This window comes from Arthrobacter sp. Dra40 (assembly GCF_059091905.1).
Genome location: NZ_JBNHHB010000067.1, coordinates 1 through 19,277, shown reverse-complemented (window position 1 = coordinate 19,277; position 19,277 = coordinate 1). Strand labels below are relative to the sequence as shown.

Annotated in this window: 18 protein-coding genes; 12 read left to right on the top strand and 6 right to left on the bottom strand. The window is 67.0% G+C overall.

Going from position 1 to position 19,277, the window contains the following annotated elements:
- Nucleotides 1-53: 53 nt before the first annotated feature.
- A complete protein-coding gene (locus AC5RWT_RS21290; protein ID WP_494081902.1) occupies nt 54-422 on the top strand; it encodes a DUF485 domain-containing protein in 369 nt (122 codons plus the stop codon).
- Nucleotides 419-2,044 (top strand): monocarboxylic acid transporter, encoded by a 1,626-nt coding sequence (locus tag AC5RWT_RS21285; protein ID WP_494081895.1) that lies wholly within the window; start codon nt 419-421, stop codon nt 2,042-2,044. The genes AC5RWT_RS21290 and AC5RWT_RS21285 overlap by 4 nt, the downstream gene beginning before the upstream one ends.
- Nucleotides 2,045-2,139: 95 nt before the next feature.
- On the opposite strand, the gene ald is transcribed toward AC5RWT_RS21285, so the two are convergent.
- Both ald and AC5RWT_RS21275 read right to left on the bottom strand, forming a co-directional pair.
- Entirely contained in the window at nt 2,140-3,225 is a 1,086-nt protein-coding gene (ald, locus tag AC5RWT_RS21280; RefSeq protein ID WP_494081894.1) for an alanine dehydrogenase, read from the bottom strand.
- An 87-nt stretch (nt 3,226-3,312) separates the two neighbouring features.
- A complete protein-coding gene (locus AC5RWT_RS21275) occupies nt 3,313-3,795 on the bottom strand; it encodes an Lrp/AsnC family transcriptional regulator (RefSeq protein WP_493968145.1) in 483 nt (160 codons plus the stop codon).
- A gap of 190 nt (nt 3,796-3,985) precedes the next feature.
- Between AC5RWT_RS21275 and pdhA the strand changes: the two genes are divergently transcribed.
- From pdhA to AC5RWT_RS21260, 3 genes are read left to right on the top strand one after another with little or no spacing between them, the layout of a single operon-like run.
- Entirely contained in the window at nt 3,986-5,107 is a 1,122-nt protein-coding gene (gene pdhA, locus AC5RWT_RS21270; protein ID WP_494081893.1) for a pyruvate dehydrogenase (acetyl-transferring) E1 component subunit alpha, read from the top strand.
- A complete protein-coding gene (locus AC5RWT_RS21265) occupies nt 5,107-6,114 on the top strand; it encodes an alpha-ketoacid dehydrogenase subunit beta (RefSeq protein ID WP_494081892.1) in 1,008 nt (335 codons plus the stop codon). Before pdhA ends, AC5RWT_RS21265 begins: the two co-directional genes overlap by 1 nt.
- Before the next feature lie 4 nt (nt 6,115-6,118).
- Nucleotides 6,119-7,549, top strand: a complete 1,431-nt coding sequence (locus AC5RWT_RS21260) for a dihydrolipoamide acetyltransferase family protein (protein WP_494081891.1) — start codon at nt 6,119-6,121, stop codon at nt 7,547-7,549.
- 84 nt (nt 7,550-7,633) lie between these two features.
- On the opposite strand, the gene AC5RWT_RS21255 is transcribed toward AC5RWT_RS21260, so the two are convergent.
- Both AC5RWT_RS21255 and AC5RWT_RS21250 read right to left on the bottom strand, forming a co-directional pair.
- Nucleotides 7,634-8,101 carry a GNAT family N-acetyltransferase gene (locus AC5RWT_RS21255; RefSeq protein ID WP_205754357.1) on the bottom strand — a complete coding sequence of 156 codons (468 nt, stop codon included), beginning with the start codon at nt 8,099-8,101 and terminating at the stop codon, nt 7,634-7,636.
- A 35-nt stretch (nt 8,102-8,136) separates the two neighbouring features.
- Nucleotides 8,137-8,757, bottom strand: coding sequence for an SACE_7040 family transcriptional regulator (locus AC5RWT_RS21250; protein WP_494081890.1), 621 nt, complete (start codon nt 8,755-8,757; stop codon nt 8,137-8,139).
- A 171-nt stretch (nt 8,758-8,928) separates the two neighbouring features.
- Between AC5RWT_RS21250 and AC5RWT_RS21245 the strand changes: the two genes are divergently transcribed.
- The 7 genes from AC5RWT_RS21245 (at nt 8,929) to AC5RWT_RS21215 (ending at nt 16,688) form a co-directional block, all read left to right on the top strand.
- On the top strand, nt 8,929-10,533 hold the full coding sequence (locus AC5RWT_RS21245; RefSeq protein WP_494081889.1) for a carboxyl transferase domain-containing protein: 1,605 nt from the start codon (nt 8,929-8,931) through the stop codon (nt 10,531-10,533).
- A 5-nt stretch (nt 10,534-10,538) separates the two neighbouring features.
- Nucleotides 10,539-12,572, top strand: coding sequence for an acetyl/propionyl/methylcrotonyl-CoA carboxylase subunit alpha (locus AC5RWT_RS21240; protein ID WP_494081888.1), 2,034 nt, complete (start codon nt 10,539-10,541; stop codon nt 12,570-12,572).
- 27 nt (nt 12,573-12,599) lie between these two features.
- Nucleotides 12,600-13,763 carry an acyl-CoA dehydrogenase family protein gene (locus tag AC5RWT_RS21235; RefSeq protein ID WP_494081887.1) on the top strand — a complete coding sequence of 388 codons (1,164 nt, stop codon included), beginning with the start codon at nt 12,600-12,602 and terminating at the stop codon, nt 13,761-13,763.
- A gap of 67 nt (nt 13,764-13,830) precedes the next feature.
- Nucleotides 13,831-14,610: a CoA transferase subunit A gene (locus AC5RWT_RS21230; protein WP_494081886.1), complete on the top strand. Its 780-nt coding sequence runs from the start codon at nt 13,831-13,833 to the stop codon at nt 14,608-14,610.
- A 13-nt stretch (nt 14,611-14,623) separates the two neighbouring features.
- Nucleotides 14,624-15,277, top strand: a complete 654-nt coding sequence (locus tag AC5RWT_RS21225) for a CoA transferase subunit B (protein WP_494081885.1) — start codon at nt 14,624-14,626, stop codon at nt 15,275-15,277.
- A complete protein-coding gene (locus tag AC5RWT_RS21220) occupies nt 15,274-15,867 on the top strand; it encodes a MaoC family dehydratase (RefSeq protein ID WP_494081884.1) in 594 nt (197 codons plus the stop codon). The genes AC5RWT_RS21225 and AC5RWT_RS21220 overlap by 4 nt, the downstream gene beginning before the upstream one ends.
- On the top strand, nt 15,864-16,688 hold the full coding sequence (locus AC5RWT_RS21215) for an HpcH/HpaI aldolase/citrate lyase family protein (RefSeq protein WP_494081883.1): 825 nt from the start codon (nt 15,864-15,866) through the stop codon (nt 16,686-16,688). The genes AC5RWT_RS21220 and AC5RWT_RS21215 overlap by 4 nt, the downstream gene beginning before the upstream one ends.
- Here the strand turns inward: AC5RWT_RS21215 and AC5RWT_RS21210 are convergent.
- Nucleotides 16,678-17,517, bottom strand: coding sequence for a response regulator (locus AC5RWT_RS21210; protein WP_494081882.1), 840 nt, complete (start codon nt 17,515-17,517; stop codon nt 16,678-16,680). The genes AC5RWT_RS21215 and AC5RWT_RS21210 overlap by 11 nt on opposite strands.
- The gene (locus tag AC5RWT_RS21205; protein ID WP_494081881.1) at nt 17,514-19,109 is read right to left on the bottom strand and encodes an ATP-binding protein; all 1,596 of its coding nucleotides are present in this window, start codon (nt 19,107-19,109) and stop codon (nt 17,514-17,516) included. Before AC5RWT_RS21205 ends, AC5RWT_RS21210 begins: the two co-directional genes overlap by 4 nt.
- Nucleotides 19,110-19,277: the final 168 nt, after the last annotated feature.

Below are 19,277 nucleotides of genomic sequence, written 5' to 3'. Positions count from 1 at the left end.
GCAGAGTGATCGCAGTCACACACCCGAAGCGTGTGCCCGAAGAGGAGGAAAAGATGGGCGACAACCCCAACCCGGACGCCGGCACCGCTGCGCCCGTGGACTTCCAAGTAGTCCAGAACAGTCCGGAATTCACCGAACTGCGCAAACGCCACCGTTCGTTCGTATTCCCGATGGCCGTGGCCTTCCTGCTGTGGTACTTCGCCTACGTGCTCTTGGCTGACTATGCGCACGACTTCATGTCCACCAAGCTCTGGGGCAACGTCAACGTCGGTCTGGTTCTGGGCCTGCTGCAGTTCGTCAGCACCTTTGCCATCACCACGTGGTACGTGCGCTACGCCAACAAGAAACTGGACCCCATTGCCACTGACATCCGCCACACGCTCGAGGACGAGGGTGTCGGCCTACCGGAGGACACCAAATGAGGCACGCCGTGAACATCCCGCTGGCCGTCACGGCCGACGACATCAAGGATTCCACCTGGGTCAACATCCTGATTTTCGCGCTGTTCGTCGGCGTGACACTGGTGGTGGTGCTGCGGGCCAGCCGGAACAACAAGACGGCCGCCGACTATTACGCTGCCGGCCGGTCGTTCAGCGGCGGCCAGAACGGCACCGCCATTGCCGGCGATTATCTGTCCGCGGCCTCGTTCCTGGGCATCTGCGGTGCGATCGCGATCAACGGATACGACGGTTTCCTGTACTCGATCGGCTTCCTGGTGGCCTGGCTGGTGGCCCTGCTGCTGGTGGCCGAACTGCTGCGCAATACCGGCAAGTTCACCATGGCCGATGTGCTCTCCTTCCGGCTGCGGCAGCGCCCGGTGCGGATCGCGGCCGCCATCACCACCTTGGCCGTGTGCTTCTTCTACCTGCTGGCGCAGATGGCCGGCGCCGGTGCACTGGTCTCGCTGCTGATCGGCATTGACTCCGAGCTGGGACAGTCCCTGGTGATCACCGTGGTCGGCGCGTTGATGATCCTGTATGTACTGGTTGGCGGCATGAAGGGCACCACCTGGGTTCAGATCATCAAAGCCTGCCTGTTGATCGCCGGCGCCTTCGTGATGACCGTTTGGGTCCTGGCGCTATACGGCTTCAACTTGTCCGAGCTGCTGGGGGCGGCGGTGGAGACTGCCGGCAATCCGGAACTGCTCAATCCGGGCCTGAAGTACGGTGTGTCGGAAGCGTCCAAGCTGGACTTCATCTCCCTGGCGCTCGCCCTGGTGCTGGGCACCGCGGCGCTGCCGCACGTGCTGATGCGCTTCTACACAGTGCCCACGGCCAAGGAGGCCCGCAAATCAGTGGTCTGGGCCATCTGGCTGATCGGCGCGTTCTACCTGTTCACCCTGGTGCTGGGCTACGGTGCCGGTGCCCTGATCGGTCCGGAAGCCATCACCAACGCTCCGGGCGGGGTCAACTCGGCCGCCCCGCTGCTGGCCTTCGCGCTGGGCGGGCCGGTGCTGCTGGGACTGATCTCCGCGGTGGCCTTCGCCACCATCCTGGCCGTGGTGGCCGGTTTGACCATCACCGCAGCCGCCTCCTTCGCCCACGACGTCTACGCGAACGTGGTGCGCAAGGGCGAGGTCGACTCGGCCGGTGAGGTCAAGGTGGCCCGGCGAACAGTGGTGGTCATCGGCGTCGTCTCCATCCTCGGCGGCATCGGCGCGCAGGGCCAGAACGTGGCCTTCCTCGTGGCGCTGGCATTCGCGGTGGCGGCATCGGCGAACCTGCCCACCATCATCTACTCGCTCTTCTGGAAGCGCTTCACCACGCAGGGAGCGTTGTGGAGCATGTACGGCGGGCTGGGCACAGCCATTGTGCTGATCGTGTTCTCGCCGGTGGTTTCCGGATCCGAGACCGCGATGATCCCGGGAGCGGACTTCGCGTTCTTTGGCCTGAGCAACCCCGGGATCGTCTCGATCCCGCTGGCGTTCTTCCTGGGCTGGCTGGGCACCGTGCTGGACAAGAACCGTGAGGACGCGTCCAAGCAGGCCGAAATGGAGGTCCGCTCGCTCACCGGTGTCGGCGCCGAGAAGGCCGTGGACCACTAAGGACCACGACGGCGGTGCGCGCTTGCTGCGGCACACCGCCACTGGCAGCACTGCGGGTCCGGCGGACGAACGCCGGGCCCGCAGGCGCGGGTGGCTCAGCCGGCGTGAGCCAGGCGCACCGGTTCGGACACGATCTTGCCGTCCCGGGTACTGAGCCCGGGCAGCAGCTCCGGCCGCCGTTTGGCCGCGGCATCGAACCCCTCGCTGGCGATCAGTTTCGCGTAGGGGAGCGTGGCGTTGGTCAGTGCGTAGGTTGAGGTGCGCGGCACGGCACCGGGCATATTGGCCACGCAGTAAAAGACCGTGTCGTGCACCTTGAAGGTGGGATCGGCGTGCGTGGTGGGGCGGGAGTCCTCGAAGCAGCCGCCCTGGTCAATCGAGATGTCCACCAGCACCGCTCCCGGCCTCATCTGGCTGACCATCTCGTTGGTCACCAGTTTCGGGGCTTTGGCGCCGGGGATCAGGACCGCTCCGATCACCAGGTCGGCCGCCAGGACGGCTTGCCGCAATTCCAGCGCATTGCTGGCGAGCGTGACGACCCGTCCCTGGTACAGGTCGTCAAGTTGCTGCAGCCGGCGGACATCGGTGTCCAACACGGTGACATTGGCCCGCATGCCCACCGCCATGGATACCGCATTGGCGCCGGCTACTCCGGCGCCAATCACCACGACGTCGGCATGCTGGGTGCCGGGGACGCCGCCCATTAGGACGCCGCGCCCGCCCAGCGGCTGCATCAACGAGTACGCACCCACTTGGGCGGCGAGCCGGCCGGCGACCTCTGACATCGGGGCCAGCAAGGGCAGCGACCTGTCGGGAAGTTGGACGGTTTCGTAGGCTATTGCCGTCGTGCCGCGGGAGCACAGCTCGCTGGTCAGGGCGGCGTCGGCAGCCAGATGCAGATAGGTGAACAGCGTCAGATCGCTGCGCAGTCGGTGGTACTCCTCCGCCACCGGCTCCTTCACCTTCAGGACCAGCTCTGCTTGCTCCCACACGGCGTCGGCCGAATCCATGATCTTCGCGCCGGCCGCGGCGTAGTCGTCGTCGGAAATGGAAGAACCAATGCCCGCGCCGGTTTCCACCAGCACCTGGTGGCCGGCGGCACTGAGCTCATGGACACCGGCCGGGGTGATGGCCACCCGGAACTCATTGTTCTTAACCTCGCGTGGCACTCCAATGCGCATGGATGCCGTCCCTTCTTCTCGGGTCGACGGCCGGTGCAGCGGGCTCCGTACCGGGCGACAGTGCAGGACTTGCTTGATGCACCGAGCTTACAACCCGCCCTCGGCTCGGACGCCGCGGGCCAGCAGCGGCTCGATCCGGAACGGAATCAACTCGTGCATGGCCAGCGAGGTGTCGGTCCGCTCCACGCCATCGATCCCCAGGATCTTGCCGTTGATCCGGAACAAATCCTCGGCGCCCTCCGAGACGACCCGGGCCAGAATGTCCGCCTGGCCTGTCACGCCGAAGGCTTCGAGCACTTCCGGGATCCGGGCCAGCTCAGCGGTGATTTGTTGGAGTTTGGGCTGGTGAACGTGGATGTGGATGAACGCTGCGAGCGGATAACCCAGGACGGCAGGATTGATCCGCCGGTCGAAGGACAGGAAGACCTGGTCCTTCTCCAGGCGCGACATGCGGGCCTGCACCGTGTTCCGCGACAGGCCGAGCTTTTGCGCCAGCGCCACGACGGTCCGCCGGGGATCCTGCGCCAGTGCTCCGAGCAGCCGCAGGTCGGTGCCGTCCAGAATCCGCATAGTGCGCAGACTAACACGCTGCGGCGCCTCCCGACAGGGCATTTTGCTCAATTTGCGCAGGCTCCATTGCGCTACTTGTGGGACGTGAGTAGTGTCACAATCACCCGCGGGCAACGGTGCCGGCGGGGCTGTCCGGCGCCGGAGATCCACAAGATGTTCCGGCCCTGAAGACGCAAAGGGAGTGTCGCAAGTGTCCTTACCAGGCACGGACCCGACCGGTCCGCTCAACGAGGAAAGCTACATCCAACTGCTCGCCCCGGACGGAACGCGGGCACCCAGCGAGGAATTCGATCCGTGGCTCCAGGACGTCGACGGCGACCGCCTGGCCGGCCTCTACCAGGACATGGTGGTGGTCCGCAGGCTGGACCGGGAAGCCACGGCTTTGCAGCGGCAGGGGGAGCTGGCCTTGTGGCCGCCGTTGCTCGGACAGGAAGCAGCCCAGATCGGGTCCGGCCGGGCCCTGCGCACACAAGACTTCGTCTTCTCCAGCTACCGCGAGAACGGCGTCGCCTACTGCCGCGGGGTGGACCTGACCGACATGATCCGGGTATGGCGCGGCAACCGGCCCTCCGGCTGGGACCCCTACGAGGTCAACATGGCGACGCCGCAGGTGATCATCGGGGCCCAAACCCTGCACGCGACCGGGTACGCCATGGCGGCCAAATTCGACGGCGACGACGCCGTGGCCGTGGCGTATTTTGGCGACGGCGCCACCTCGCAGGGAGACGTGAACGAGGCCATGGTCTTCGCCGCGAGCTTCCAGGCGCCGGTCATCTTTTTCTGCCAGAACAACCAGTGGGCGATCTCCGAACCGGTGAGCCTGCAGGCCCAGGGCAAACTGTCCGACCGTGCACCCGGATTCGGGATCCCCGGGTACCGGGTCGACGGCAACGATGTCCTGGCCTGCCTGGCCGTCACCCGCATGGCACTGGACCGGGCGCGCTCCGGCGGCGGCCCCTCCTTTATAGAGGCTGTCACCTACCGGATGGGACCGCACACGACGGCGGACGACCCCACCCGCTACCGCGACGCCAACGAGCTCGAGGACTGGAAGAGACGCGATCCCATCGACCGGCTGGCGGCCCTGCTGACCGCCCAAGGCCTGCTGGATGAGGACCTGCAGCAACGGGTCCAGGAAGCTGCCGACCAGGCCGCCGCCGAAATGCGGGCAGGGTGCACGACCATGCCCGAGCCCGCTGACCTGGAATTGTTCGAGAACGTCTACACCGCACCGCACCCCGTGCTGGCACAACAACGCCAGCAGTACGAGCGCTACCTTGATTCGTTCGAAGCCGCCGAGGGAGGCCGCTGATGACCACCATGACGTTTGGCCGTGCCATCAACACCGGGTTGCGGAAGGCCATGGAGAACGACCCCAAGGTGGTGATTATCGGCGAGGACATTGGTGCGCTGGGCGGGGTCTTCCGCATCACCGACGAACTCCAGAAAGATTTCGGCGCCCATCGGGTGATTGATGCACCACTGGCCGAGTCGGCCATCCTGGGCACCGCCGTCGGAATGGCCTACCGCGGCTACCGGCCGGTGTGTGAAATCCAGTTTGACGGTTTCATCTATCCCGCGTTCGACCAGATTGTCAGTCAGGTGGCCAAGCTGCACTACCGCACCCGCGGCCGGGTGAAGATGCCGCTGACCATCCGGGTGCCCTTCGGCGGTGGCATCGGCGCGGCCGAACACCACTCCGAATCGCCGGAGGCCTATTTCACTCACACCTCCGGATTGCGGGTGGTGGCGGTGTCCAACCCGCAGGACGCCTGCACGATGATCCAGCAGGCCATCGCCGCCGACGATCCGGTGGTCTACTTCGAACCCAAGCGGCGCTACCACACCAAGGGCGAGGTGGACGAGAGCGCGCTGGATGCCGCGCTGCCTATGGATAGCGCGCGGGTGGAGGTGCCCGGGTCCGACGTGACCCTGGTGGCCTACGGCGCGCTGGTCCAGACCGCCCGGGAGGCGGCCCGGGCGGCTGAGGACGATGGCGTGTCGGTGGAGGTTATTGATCTGCGTTCGCTCTCGCCGCTGGACTATCCCACCGTAGAGGCCTCGGTCCGCAAGACGGGCCGCTTGGTGATCACGCACGAGGCGGCCCGAACCGGCGGGCTCGGCGCCGAGATCGCGGCCAGCCTGACAGAGCGCTGCTTCTACCACCTGGAGCATGCTCCGGTGCGGATCACCGGGATGGACATCCCGTACCCGCCGGCCAAAATGGAGCGGCACCACCTGCCGGACCTGGACCGGATACTGGACGGCGTGGACCGGGTGCTCGGCCGGCCGAATTCACTGACCGGACTGGAGGACTGATTCCGTGGGGATCAAGGTATTCAAGCTGCCGGATCTGGGCGAGGGGCTGACCGAATCGGAAATCGTCAGCTGGAATGTTGCCGAGGGCGATCCTGTTCAGCTGAACCAGATTCTGGGTGAAGTGGAAACGGCCAAGGCGGTGGTCGAGTTGCCTTCCCCGTTCTCCGGGGTGGTGCGCACGCTGCATGAACCGCCTGGAACGACGGTCAGCGTGGGGGCACCCATCGTTTCCATCGAAGTGGAAGACTCGGGGCAGCCGGACGCAGGCGGAAGGACCTCCGGGGAGCGGGCGCCGCAGCGCGAGGCGAATCTGGTGGGGTACGGCGCGGCAGCCGACCTGAACGGCCGGCCTGCCCGGCGCCGGCGGAAGAGCCTGGGGGACCGGCCATCGAGCACGGGCCCTTCCCGTCCGGCAGGAGGGCCGGACGGCGGACCCGGGGTGGCCGCAGCAGCCAATGGCGGCAGGCCGGTCGCTCTGCCGGCGCGGACTGCCGCAGCGCCGGCCGCGGAATCTGTGGGCCGCACCGAAGCGCCCGAGCGGCCCCGTTCCACGCCCCCGGTGCGGAAGCTGGCCAAGGACCTGGGCGTCGACCTGGCACTGGTCTCCGGGACCGGCGAGCGGGGACTCATTACCCGGGCGGACGTCCAGGCCTTCCTTGACTCCGGCCCGTCCGCGGCGATGGCTGCGGCCGCCTCCACGGGACCCACCGGCCGGTGGCTGGGAGGCGCGGCCGGGGCCGAGACGCGGATTCCGGTCAGGGGCGTGCGCAAGGCCACGGCCGACGCCATGGTGGCCAGCGCCTTCACCGCGCCCCATGCGACATCGTTCCTGACCCTTGATGTGACGGCGAGCATGGAACTGATCTCCCGGCTCAAAGCGGGCAAAGCCTTCACCGGCGTGAAGCTGACCCCGCTGACCATCACGGCCAAGGCGCTGTGCCTGGCACTGGACCGTCACCCGGAACTGAACGCCCGCTGGGACGAGGCCGCCGGCGAAATTGTGCAACAGAACTACGTGAATCTGGGCATTGCCGCGGCAACCCCCCGCGGACTCATCGTGCCGCACGTCAAGGACGCGCATCGAATGGACCTGCGTCGACTGGCCGAGGCGTTGGGGGAGCTGACCGAAACGGCGCGTGCCGGCAAGACCCCGCCATCGGCCCTGCGCGGGGGGACCATCTCGATCACCAACATCGGGATCTTCGGCATCGACGCAGGAACACCAATTATGAACCCGGGGGAGTCTGCCATCCTGGCCGTCGGTGCGGTCCGGCGCCTACCGTGGGAATACCGCGGCGAGGTCGCGCTGCGGGACGTGATGACCCTGAGCCTGAGCTTCGATCACCGGGTGGTGGACGGGGCACAGGCAGGACGTTTCCTGGCGGACATCGGCAGCATCCTCTCGGACCCGGCCATGGTGCTGGCGATGGTGTGATCCGGGCCGGAGTCGAAGACCAGACACAAACGCCGCGCGGCTGAACCGCGCGGCGTTTGTCCTGAAGCAGCGACGGTCCTGGGGCTAGGCCAGCTCCAGGATCTCCTCGGTGACCACTGCGCCGCGCGCGTTGGCGAATCCCTGGGCTTCGCCAACGGTCCGGAAGCCGAGCTTGTGCAGCACCTTGACGGAGCCGAGGTTGTCCTTGACCACCCGTGCCCGGATGGGACGGGCGGTGAACTCCTTCAGGAAAGCTTCAACGGCTGCGGTGGTGACGCCCTTGCCCCACTGCGACTTCGCCGTCCAATAGCTCAATTCCGGGTAGCCCTCATTCGGGTAAGCCAACACGCTGCCCACCACTTCGCCGTCGACGGTGACGGTGCGAACAGTAATGGTCTCGTCGTCGAGCAGGCTCTGCCAGTGCAGATTGAAGACGCCGCGGTCCGACGGATTCTTGGCGGCGAATGCGGCCATATGGTTGGCGTCAGGATCCTGCTGGTACTCGAAGAACTCGTCGAGGTCGGCAGGTTCTACGGGACGAAGCTCAATCACAGCAGACCTTTCGGCTAGATGGTATTTGATACACCCTACTCGGCTTTCAAAGCGGCCCATGCCATTTGTTCCAGCAGATTTCGGCGCCAGGCTTCCCGCGGCGGCCTGCTCCGGTGGGTCGAATGCGGCGTCGAGTTGATCAGCCCGAAGACGGCGTGTGCGCGCACCCGCAATTGCGCCGCGTCGGCGTCGGGCAACAGCCGCGCCAACACGGAAACCCACACTTCCACATAGGTGCGCTGCAGGGTCCGGACAATCGCCGAGTCCTCCGGTGGCAGGCTGTCCAGATCCCTGTCGTGGACGCGGATGACGTCCGGGTTCTTCAAGGCAAAGTCCACGTGGAAGGCGACCAGGCCGCGCAGCGCTTCCTCGGCGTTGTGCTCGCTGTCTGCCACCTCTTGGCCGCCGTCAAGCAGGTCCTGGCTGACACCGGTCAGAAGTGCGGCCAGGACGGCATGTTTGCTGTTGAAATGCCGGTAGACAGCCGGGCCGCTGACACCCGCCGCAGAGCCGAGGTCTTCAATGGAGACGCCGTTGAACCCTCGCTCGGCGAAGAGCCGGGCAGCTGCGTCCAGCAAAGCGGCCCGGCGGGTGGCCTTGGCCAGCGACCGGCCGGTCTGGCGTGCCTGGACGTCGGCCTGCGGTGCTGTCGGCATGGATCGTTCCCTCGCGCAGATGCTGATGAATGCTGGACAAGACAGTGAGCGGCCACTAGCCTGATTTCAGTTAGTACAGACTAACCAAAATGTGTCGTGCAGGCCAGTTGTTTTCAGATGCCGTGGGCAGCGGGCTGCAGATGCGCAACGGCTTCGGCCAGGAAGGTGTCGATGGAGACACTCGCTTCCCGGGTGGACACTACCAGTGAAAGCTTCCGGACCAACGACGCGGCCCAGCGCCGGCTGGCCGCGGAACTGCACGAGCGCCTGGCCTCTGCGGCGTTGGGCGGGCCGGAGGGCTCGCGCCAGCGGCACCTGGACCGGGGCAAGTTGCTGCCGCGCGACCGGGTGGACACGCTGCTGGACGAGGGCAGCCCGTTCCTGGAGATCGCCCCGCTGGCCGCCGAGGGGATGTACGACGGCGATTCGCCGGGTGCCGGGATGATCGCGGGTGTGGGCTTGGTGCACGGCCGTCACGTCCTGGTTGTGTGTAACGACGCGACGGTCAAGGGCGGCACCTACTACCCGATGACGGTCAAGAAGCACCTGCGCGCCCAAGAGGTGGCGCTGGAGAACAATCTGCCCTGCATCTATCTGGTGGATTCCGGCGGCGCGTTCCTGCCCAAGCAGGACGAGGTGTTCCCGGACCGCGAGCACTTCGGCCGGATCTTCTTCAACCAGGCGCGGATGTCGGCAGCGAAAATCCCACAGATCGCGGCGGTGCTCGGTTCCTGCACGGCAGGCGGCGCCTACGTTCCTGCCATGAGCGACGAGACCGTGATCGTCCGCAACCAGGGAACCATCTTTCTGGGCGGCCCGCCGCTGGTGAAAGCGGCCATCGGGGAAGTTGTCACCGCGGAGGAGCTGGGCGGCGGCGAGCTGCACGCACAAACCTCGGGAGTAACTGACCACCTGGCGGAGAACGACGTGCATGCGCTGGAAATAGTCCGCGACATCGTTTCCACCCTTGGTCAGTCGACACCGGCCTGGGAGACGGCGCCGGTGGAGGCGCCCGCTGCCGATCCCCAGGAAATCTACGGCGCCGTGCCGGTGGACGTCAACGCCGGCTACGACGTCCGCGAGGTCATTGCCCGGCTTGTGGACGGCAGCCGCTTCCACGAGTTCAAGCGGGAGTACGGCACCACCTTGGTCACCGGATTCGCCCGCCTCCACGGCCATCAGGTGGGCATTGTGGCGAACAACGGTGTGCTTTTTTCCGAATCGGCCCTCAAGGGTGCGCACTTCATTGAGCTCTGCGACCAGCGGGGCATCCCGCTGGTCTTCCTGCAAAACCTTTCCGGCTTCATGGTGGGCCGCGACTACGAGGCAGGGGGCATCGCCAAGCACGGGGCCAAGATGGTGACTGCAGTGGCCACGGCCCGGGTGCCGAAGCTGACAGTGGTGATCGGCGGGTCCTTTGGCGCCGGCAACTACTCGATGTGCGGACGCGCCTACTCGCCGCGCTTCCTCTGGATGTGGCCGGCGGCGCGGATTTCCGTGATGGGCGGCAACCAGGCGTCCTCAGTGCTGGCCACGGTCAAGCGCGACCAGTTGGAAGCCCGGGGAGAGGACTGGAGCGCCGACGCCGAGGAAGCGTTCAAGGCACCCATCCGGGAGCAGTACGAAGCCCAGGGCAACCCGTACTACTCCACCGCCCGGATCTGGGACGACGGCATCATTGATCCGGCGCAGACCCGCACAGTGCTGGGCCTCGCCCTGGATGTCTGTGCCAACAGCCCGCTGCCGGAAACTTCCTTCGGCCTCTTCAGGATGTGATCACAGTGTTCGAAACCGTCCTGGTGGCCAACCGCGGCGAAATTGCCTGCCGCGTCATCCGCACCTTGCACACCATGGGCATCCGTGCCGCTGCCGTGTATTCGGATGCCGACGCCGGTGCGCGCCACGTGCGCGAGGCCGACATTGCGGTGCGGATCGGGCCGGCGCCCGCCGCTGAAAGCTACCTGCGCATCGACGCCGTCATCGAAGCGTGCAAGGCCACAGGTGCGGAGGCTGTCCACCCCGGCTATGGCTTCCTCAGCGAGAACGTGGCGTTTGCCCAGGCGCTGGAGGCAGCGGGCATTGTCTTTATTGGCCCCAACGTCGGGGCGATCGGGATCATGGGAGACAAGATCCGCTCCAAGAACCACGTGGCGTCGCATTCGGTTCCGGTGGTCCCGGGCATCGCCGAGCCCGGGCTCGATGACGCCGGGCTGGTAAGGGCCGCCGACGACGTCGGCTACCCGCTCCTGATCAAGCCGTCGGCAGGGGGCGGCGGCAAGGGCATGCAGGCGGTGCGGCGGCCGGAAGAGCTCCCCGCGGCTCTCGCTGCAGCCCGCCGCGTCGCCGCCTCCGCGTTCGGTGACGACACGCTGTTCCTGGAGCGGTTGATTGCCCGGCCCCGGCACATCGAGGTGCAGGTGCTCTGTGACCAGCACGGCAATACCATCCACCTGGGCGAGCGCGAGTGTTCGCTGCAGCGCCGGCACCAGAAGGTCGTGGAGGAGGCACCGTCGTCGCTCCTGGACGGAGCCACCCGTGCCGGAATCGGCGAGGCAGCCTGCAACGCCGCCCGCTCGGTGGAGTACACCGGCGCCGGAACCGTGGAGTTCCTGGTCTCCGATGACGCTCCGGACGAGTTCTTTTTCATGGAGATGAATACCAGGCTGCAAGTGGAGCACCCTGTCACGGAGCTGGTGACCGGGTTGGACCTGGTGGAGTGGCAGGTGCGGATCGCGGCCGGTGAGGTGCTCACGCTGGCGCAGTCCGACGTCGTGCTCACGGGGCATGCGGTGGAAGCCCGCGTCTATGCGGAAGATCCAGCGCAACAGTTCCTGCCGTCGGCCGGCACCGTGCTGGAGCTGACCGAAGCCGGGGGTGAAGGCGTCCGGGTGGACAGCTCGCTGTTGCCCGGCCTGGTGATCCCGCAGGACTACGATCCGCTGCTGGCCAAAGTGATTGCCTGGGGCGAGGACCGCCAGCAAGCCCTGGCCAGGCTCGACGGCGCGCTGGCCGGCACCACGGTGCTGGGGGTCCATACCAACATCGAGCACCTTCGCAGCCTGCTGGCCGACGACGATGTGCGGGCCGGGCGGCTCGACACAACGCTGATTGACCGGAAAATCGAGCACCAGCAGTTCCGCCGGCCCAGCGACGCCGAACTGGCTGTGGCCGCCGTGGACTGGCTGCTCCGGCAGGACCTGCAGTCCCGGACCGGTGCGGGAGCCCGGGCGGGGTCCGCGTGGCAGCATGATGGCTGGCGGCTGAGCACCCCGCGCCGGCGGACCGTCAGTTTCGACCTCGGTGGCGGGGGAGTGCGGGATGTGGCGGTGGCCTGGACGGGGGATCCGGCGGCCGGCACACCCTGCGGTGCCGTGGTTACGGCCGGGGGCAGTAGCCACACCGTCACGCTGGATCCGGCCGCCCGCGCCGCGGAAGTCAACGGAATCCGCAGGCCGTTGCGCCACGCGTTCGGCGGGGACGGAACCATGTGGATCGGCGACGCCGGCTGGTCTGCCCGGCTGACCGTCCGCAGCCGCGAGCGCAGGCTCGCCGACACCCTGGCGTCAGTCCGGCGGGCAGAGGGCCAGGCATCACCGGAGGTGCGCTCGCCGATGCCCGGGACGGTGACGTCGGTGGCGGTGGTCAACGGCGAACAGGTCGCGGAAGGCCAGCCACTGCTGACGGTGGAAGCAATGAAGATGGAACACCAGTTGAGCGCCGGGATGGCCGGCGAAGTGAACATCAACCTCAAACCCGGCGACCTGGTCAAAGCCGGCCAGATTGTCGCCGTCGTACGGGCAGCCGATCCTGCCTGAAGGACATGAACAGAAAGGGTCATGACCATGCCTGACTTTTCACTAAGCGAGGACTATCAGGACCTGGTGGACACCGTCCGGGAATTTGCCCGCGAGGTGGTGGCACCGGTGTCCGCGCGGCACGACGAGGAGCACAGCTTTCCGTACAAAGTGGTGGAACAGATGGGCGAGATGGGCCTGTTCGGACTCCCGTTCCCGGAGGAGTACGGCGGCATGGGCGGAGACTACTTCGCGCTCGCCTTGGCGCTGGAAGAACTGGGGGCGGTGGACCAATCGGTCGCCATCACGCTGGAGGCAGGGGTCTCGCTGGGAGCCATGCCCATCTACCGCTTCGGCAGCGAGGACCAGAAGCGGCAGTGGCTGCCCATGCTGGCCAGCGGCGAGGCGCTCGCCGGTTTCGGCCTGACCGAACCGGAGGCAGGCTCGGATGCCGGCGGCACGAAGACCCGGGCCGAGCTGGTCGACGGGCAGTGGGTGGTCAACGGGCACAAGGAGTTCATCACCAACTCCGGCACCGAGATCTCCCGGCTGGTGACGGTTACCGCTGTCACCGGCACGTCCGAGCGCGAAGACGGAACGGTGAAGAAGGAAATCTCCACCATCCTGGTTCCGACAGACACACCGGGCTTCACCGCCGAGAAGGCGTACAACAAGGTGGGCTGGAACGCGTCCGATACGCATCCGCTGACCCTGGACAATGTCCGCGTTCCGGAAGCAAACCTGCTCGGCAGGCGCGGCCGCGGCTACGCGAACTTCCTGCAAATCCTGGACGAGGGCCGGATCGCCATCGCGGCGCTGGCCACCGGCGCCGCCCAAGGCTGTGTGGATGAAGCCGTACGCTACGCCAAGGAGCGGCAGGCTTTCGGCAGCACTATCGGTTCCTTCCAAGCCATCCAGTTCAAGATCGCCCGGATGCAGGCCCGCGCCCATACCGCCCGGCTGGCGTACTATGACGCCGCGGCCAGGATGCTGGCCGGCCGGCACTTCAAAACGCAGTCGGCGATTGCCAAGATGGTGGCAGGGGAGGCCGCCATGGACAACGCCCGCGACGCCACCCAGATTTTCGGCGGCTTCGGGTTCATCAACGAGTTCCGGGTGGCGCGCCACTACCGCGATTCGAAAATCCTGGAGGTCGGAGAGGGCACCACCGAAGTGCAGCTGATGCTGATCGCCCGGGAACTGGGACTATGAGCCAAGACACACTGGTCGGGAAAAGGCGCAGTCACGAGGCGGGAGCCCGTGCAAGGAGGAGGGCGCAGTGATCAACAAGGTAGTGGCTTCCGCCGCTGAGGCGGTGGCCGATATACCGGACGGGGCCTCGCTGGCCGTGGGCGGCTTTGGCCTGTGCGGCATCCCGGTGGCGCTGATCCAGGCCCTGCACGACGCCGGCACCACCGATCTGGAGACGATCAGCAACAACTGCGGGGTGGACGACTGGGGGCTGGGCGTGCTGCTGGCAGACGGGCGGATCCGGCGCACCATCAGCTCCTATGTGGGCGAAAACAAGGAGTTCGCCCGGCAGTTTTTGGCCGGCGAGCTGGAAGTGGAGCTGACGCCCCAGGGCACGCTGGCAGAGAAGCTGCGGGCAGGCGGTGCCGGGATCCCCGCCTTCTACACCGCCGCCGGCGTCGGCACGCAGGTCAGTGAGGGCGGTTTGCCGCGCCGCTATGCCGCCGACGGCTCGGTGGCCAAGGCGTCCGAGCCCAAGGAGGTACGCAGCTTCGCCGGTGCGGACTACGTGCTGGAGGAATCGCTGCGCCCGGACTTCGGGCTGGTGCACGCGTGGAAGGGCGACCGGCTGGGCAACCTGGTGTTCCACGTCACCGCCATGAATTTCAACCCGCTGTGCGCCATGGCCGGCAAAGTCACCATTGCCGAGGTGGAGGAACTCGTGGAGCCGGGCGAGCTGGACCCGCAGGAGATCCACACGCCGGGCATTTTCGTCCAGCGCGTGGTGGTGGCGCCCGGGGTGGAAAAGCGGATCGAAAAACGTACCGTCCAACTGGCCGGCCGCGAGACCGGGCCGACCGGGAACTAGAGGGAGCACACCCATGGCGTTAACGCGCAACGAACTGGCCGCACGGGTGGCCCAGGAGCTGGAAAACGGGCAGTACGTGAACCTGGGCATCGGTATGCCCACCCTGATCCCCAATTACATTCCCGACGGCGTGGAAGTCATCCTGCACTCGGAAAACGGCATTCTGGGCGTCGGGCCGTATCCGACCGAGGACAAGGTTGATCCTGATCTGATCAACGCCGGCAAGGAAACCGTGACCCTTAACCGCGGTGCGGCGATCTTCGACTCCGCAGCCTCTTTCGGCATGGTCAGAGGCGGGCACGTGGACGTGGCCGTTCTCGGTGCCATGCAGGTGGCCCGGAACGGGGACCTGGCCAACTGGATGATCCCGGGCAAGATGGTCAAGGGGATGGGCGGAGCCATGGATCTGGTTTTCGGGGCCAAGCGCCTGATTGTCATGATGGAGCACGTGGATAAGAGCGGGAATCCCAAGATCCTCACCGAATGCACCTTGCCGCTCACCGGCAAGGGGTGCGTGGACACCATCATCACCGACCTCGCGGTCGTCGACGTGACAGAGCAGGGACTGGTGCTGCGCGAGACTGCCCCGGGCGTGGACGTCCAGGACGTCGTGGCAGCCACCGGCGCGGAGCTCCGGGTTGACCAGTACCAGGCCGGTGCCCGGTGAATACCGACGCCGGGGCAGCGGCGACGCCCTCCGAGGCCGCCGGGGCGCAGAAAGTCATCATCCAGCGCGGCCTGTACTTCGAGGAGATCGAAGCGGACGTTATCTACGCACACCGTCCGGGGCGGACCGTCACCGAGGCGGACAACGTGTTCTTCACCACCGCCACCATGAACAACCAGGCCCTGCACCTGGACGCAGCGTGGGCAGCGGGGCAGCCGTTCGGCCAGCGGCTGATGAACTCGATGTTCACCCTGGCTACAGTGGTGGGCCAATCGGTCGGCCAGCTGACCCAGTCCACCATTGTGGCCCAGCTGGGCATGACGGACGTGACCTTTCCGCACCCGCTCTACCACGGGGACACGCTCTACACGGAGACGGTGGTCACCGACAAGCGGCTCTCCCGGTCCCGTCCGGGCACGGGCGTGGTCACCATGCACCATACCGGCCGGAACCAGCACGGCGACGTGGTGGCCACGGTGACGCGCAGTTGCCTGATGTGGACCAAGGACGGTCACGCAGCCGCAATAGCCGGCTCGGAAACCAGCGACGCCGAATTGTGGGACGGCCGGGCAGAGGACAGGAACCGGTGACCGGCTTCGGCCTGGGACCGGCTATCCTGTTCTGTCCGGCGGACCGGCCGGACCGCTACGGCAAGGCCGCGGAGCGCGCCGACGCGGTGATCCTGGACCTGGAGGATGCGGTTGCTCCGGCGGACCGGGCCGCCGCGCGGGAAGCTGTGATCAACAACCCGCTGGACCCGGCGCGGACGATGGTGCGGGTCAACGCGGTCGGGACCGAGGACCACACGCTGGACATGGAGGCGGTAGCCCTGTCCGGCTACCGCACCATCATGCTGGCCAAAGCCGAAGACGCGGCAGACGTCGGCGGGCTGGGGGAGTACTCGGTGGTGGCGCTCTGCGAGACCGCCCTCGGCGTGCTGCACGCGGCGGATTTGGCGCGCTGCCCCAACGTGGCGGCCTTGATGTGGGGCGCAGAGGACCTGGTGGCCTCGCTGGGCGGCAGCTCCAGCCGGTTTGAGTCCGGAACCTACCGGGACGTCGCCCGGCAGGCACGCGCCCAGGTGCTCCTTGCCGCCGGCGCGTACGGCAAGGCCGCCATCGATTCGGTCTATCTGGACATCGCTGACCTCGGCGGGCTGGCGGCCGAAGCCGCTGACGCCGTGGCTTCTGGATTCTTAGCCAAGGCCATCATCCACCCCGGCCAGGCCGACGCCGTGCGGGGAGCCTTCCGTCCGGGGCAGGAGGAAATCGACTATGCGGCGGCCGTGTTGGCCGCCGCCGCCAACGAACCCGGAGTGTTCCGGTTCCGCGGCAGAATGGTCGACGGGCCGGTGGTCAAGCACGCGGAGCAAATCCTGGCGCGGGCCGGCCAAACCGGTCTTACCGGGTGAGCAGGTAGAACTTCTCCGGCCGGCCTGCGGCCCCGTAGCGCGGGGTGATCCGGGCCTCGCCACGCGACACCAGATACTCCAAATAGCGCCGTGCGCTCACTCTGGCCATGCCCAGTCGCCCGGCCACTTCCGATGCCGAGGCCGCGGCGCCGGCTGCCTTCAGGTCGGCGATGACGGCTTCCATGGTGGGCAAGGACAATCCCTTGGGCAGCGGGACGGCAGACCCGGAACCGGTCAGCGTGGCGGCGGAACGCGCGCTCCGGGGCGCGTCCCTTCCGGCGGCAGACCGCGGCCACGCCTTTGGAGGGTCAACGGGACGGCCGGGCACGGGGCCTTGGGCCCGTGTGGACGCAGCTTCCCGGGCGGATCCTCCGGCGTCCAGCTGCGGCGCGAGCAACCGGTCGATGCCGTCCTGGTCCAGCACTGCGTAGTGGCCGCTGCCGCTGATCTGCCGGCGGTGCTCCACATAGGCGTCCAGCCGGTCCATCAAAACCCGCGCGTTGAATGGCTTGACCAGGTAGTGGAGCACTCCGCCGGCCATCGCCGCCCGCACCGTGTCCAGTTCGCGTGCCGCAGTAATCGCGATGACGTCAACAAGCTCCCCGGGAAGGTTTCGGACTGCGCGCAGCACTTCGATGCCGCTCATGTCCGGCAGGTGGATGTCCAGCAGCACCAGTTCGGGGCGCAGCGCGGCGACCATGGCAAGCCCCTCGGCCCCGGTGTACGCGGTGCCCACGGCGTCGAAGGCACCGTGGGCCAGCAGGAAGCCGGTGTGCACACCGGCGACCTCTTGGTCGTCGTCGATGACGACCGTGCGGATCTGGTTCATGGGACCGGAATTCCTTGCGGTCGGGAGTTCGGCGGGGTCGGCGAGAAGCTTACCGTGAACTCGGCGCCGCCGGAGGCCGAGGCGGCCACCCGGGCGCTGCCACCGCGCCGTGCCGCGACGCGGCTGACCAGTGCGAGGCCAAACCCCCGGCTGCCCGGCAGTGCTGCTTCCTTGCTGGAGACGCCCGGTTCGAAGATGCGCCGCTGTTCTTCCGGCGGGACCCCGGGACCATCGTCGGCGACCGTGATGGCGCAACCGCCGGGACCACTGGTGACGGCGACGGTGATGGTTCCCTGCAGCCCCACTGCTTCGATGGCGTTGTCGATCAGGTTGCCGAGCACGGTGACCGGATCGGTGGTGCCGTCCGGGGCCAGCACGGACTCCGGATCAATGAGCAGGCTGATGCCCTTTTCGTCGCAGATGGTCGTCTTGGCCATCAACAAACTGGCGGCGTCCGGATCAGTGATCCCCGGCGCCAGTTCACCGGCCACGACGGAACCGCCGTGCCCGGAACGCGAGATGAAATCCACTGCCTGCTGGGTGCGGCCCAGCTCCAGCAGCCCGGAGACCACGTGCATCTTGTTGGAGAACTCGTGTGCCTGGGCACGCAGCGCCTGGGTGACGTCCCGCGCGCCGTCCAGATCCTGCAGCAGTTGGTGCAGTTCGGTGCGGTCCCGGAGGATGAGCACGCTGCCCACGCGGCGCGAGTCCACCGTGGCGGCGTTGGCCCGGGCCAGCAGCACGCGTTCACCGGCGAGGACTGTTTCGTCGGCCCCTCCGGTGGCTGCCAGCATTGCCGCCAATCCTGGTTCCAGAATCGTGGTTGCCGGCTGGCCCAACGCCGCATCGGAGACCTCCAGCAGGCGCTTGGCCTCATCATTGAGCAAGGCGATGCGCCCGCGGTCGTCCACGGCGACCACGCCTTCACCGATGCCATGAAGCATGGCGTCGCGGGTCTCCAACAGGGCGGCGATTTCCTCCGGCTCAAGCTGGTAGATCCGCCGCCACACCAGCCGGGAGATGTAGATCGCGCCGGCCGAACCGACCAGCGCCGCCGCGATGAGCCAGGCCAACAGTACGGGCAGGTCGTCGTTGAGGTCATCGCGCAGCGTCGATTCCAGCGTGCCGACAGAAGCCGTGCCGATCACTTCGGAACCCGACCGGTTATAAATCGGAACCTTCACACGCCATGATTCGCCCAAGGTCCCGGTCTGCCGGCCGACATAGGTTTCGCCGGACAAGGGAATGGACGGATCGGTGGAAACCATCTGTCCGATCAATGCCTTGTTCGGGTGGGAGTAACGGATACCGCTGCTGTCCGTGACCACCACATACGTCACCCCGGTGGATTGGGCGATCAGCTCGGCGATGGGCTGGATGGTCTCGCTGGGGTTTGCGTCGTCGAAGGCCTCGACGATGGAGGGCAGCTGGGCCACCGAGCGGGCGACGCCGATCATCCGCCCTTCGTAGGCGTCACGGATCTGCTGCTCCTGCATTGAGATGGCGACCGAGCCGGCCACCAGCACAACGACGAGCAGGATGGACAGCTGCAGCGCAAACAGCTGGGCCCGCAGGGACAGGGATCGGAACACCCCGCCATTTTCGCACGCTGTTAGCTGCGCCACAGGCGAGGGTGGTTGTGACCACAATGACCAATACGGCCACAATGACCGCATTCTTCCCGGATGCGGGGCCGGTCCCTACGCTGGGCGGACGGCGCGGTGATGCCCATCACGCCGGTTGGAGGAGGAAGAACCTAC

What these genes read in the sequence shown, in the direction of transcription:
- AC5RWT_RS21285 (WP_494081895.1), top strand. Translation starts at nt 419, where the DNA reads ATGAGGCACGCCGTGAACATCCCGCTGGCCGTCACGGCCGACGACATC.
- AC5RWT_RS21250 (WP_494081890.1), bottom strand. Translation starts at nt 8,757, where the DNA reads ATGCCGACAGCACCGCAGGCCGACGTCCAGGCACGCCAGACCGGCCGG.
- AC5RWT_RS21245 (WP_494081889.1), top strand. Translation starts at nt 8,929, where the DNA reads ATGGAGACACTCGCTTCCCGGGTGGACACTACCAGTGAAAGCTTCCGG.
- AC5RWT_RS21265 (WP_494081892.1), top strand. Translation starts at nt 5,107, where the DNA reads ATGACCACCATGACGTTTGGCCGTGCCATCAACACCGGGTTGCGGAAG.
- AC5RWT_RS21225 (WP_494081885.1), top strand. Translation starts at nt 14,624, where the DNA reads ATGGCGTTAACGCGCAACGAACTGGCCGCACGGGTGGCCCAGGAGCTG.
- AC5RWT_RS21275 (WP_493968145.1), bottom strand. Translation starts at nt 3,795, where the DNA reads ATGCGGATTCTGGACGGCACCGACCTGCGGCTGCTCGGAGCACTGGCG.
- AC5RWT_RS21210 (WP_494081882.1), bottom strand. Translation starts at nt 17,517, where the DNA reads ATGAACCAGATCCGCACGGTCGTCATCGACGACGACCAAGAGGTCGCC.
- ald (WP_494081894.1), bottom strand. Translation starts at nt 3,225, where the DNA reads ATGCGCATTGGAGTGCCACGCGAGGTTAAGAACAATGAGTTCCGGGTG.
- AC5RWT_RS21290 (WP_494081902.1), top strand. Translation starts at nt 54, where the DNA reads ATGGGCGACAACCCCAACCCGGACGCCGGCACCGCTGCGCCCGTGGAC.
- AC5RWT_RS21235 (WP_494081887.1), top strand. Translation starts at nt 12,600, where the DNA reads ATGCCTGACTTTTCACTAAGCGAGGACTATCAGGACCTGGTGGACACC.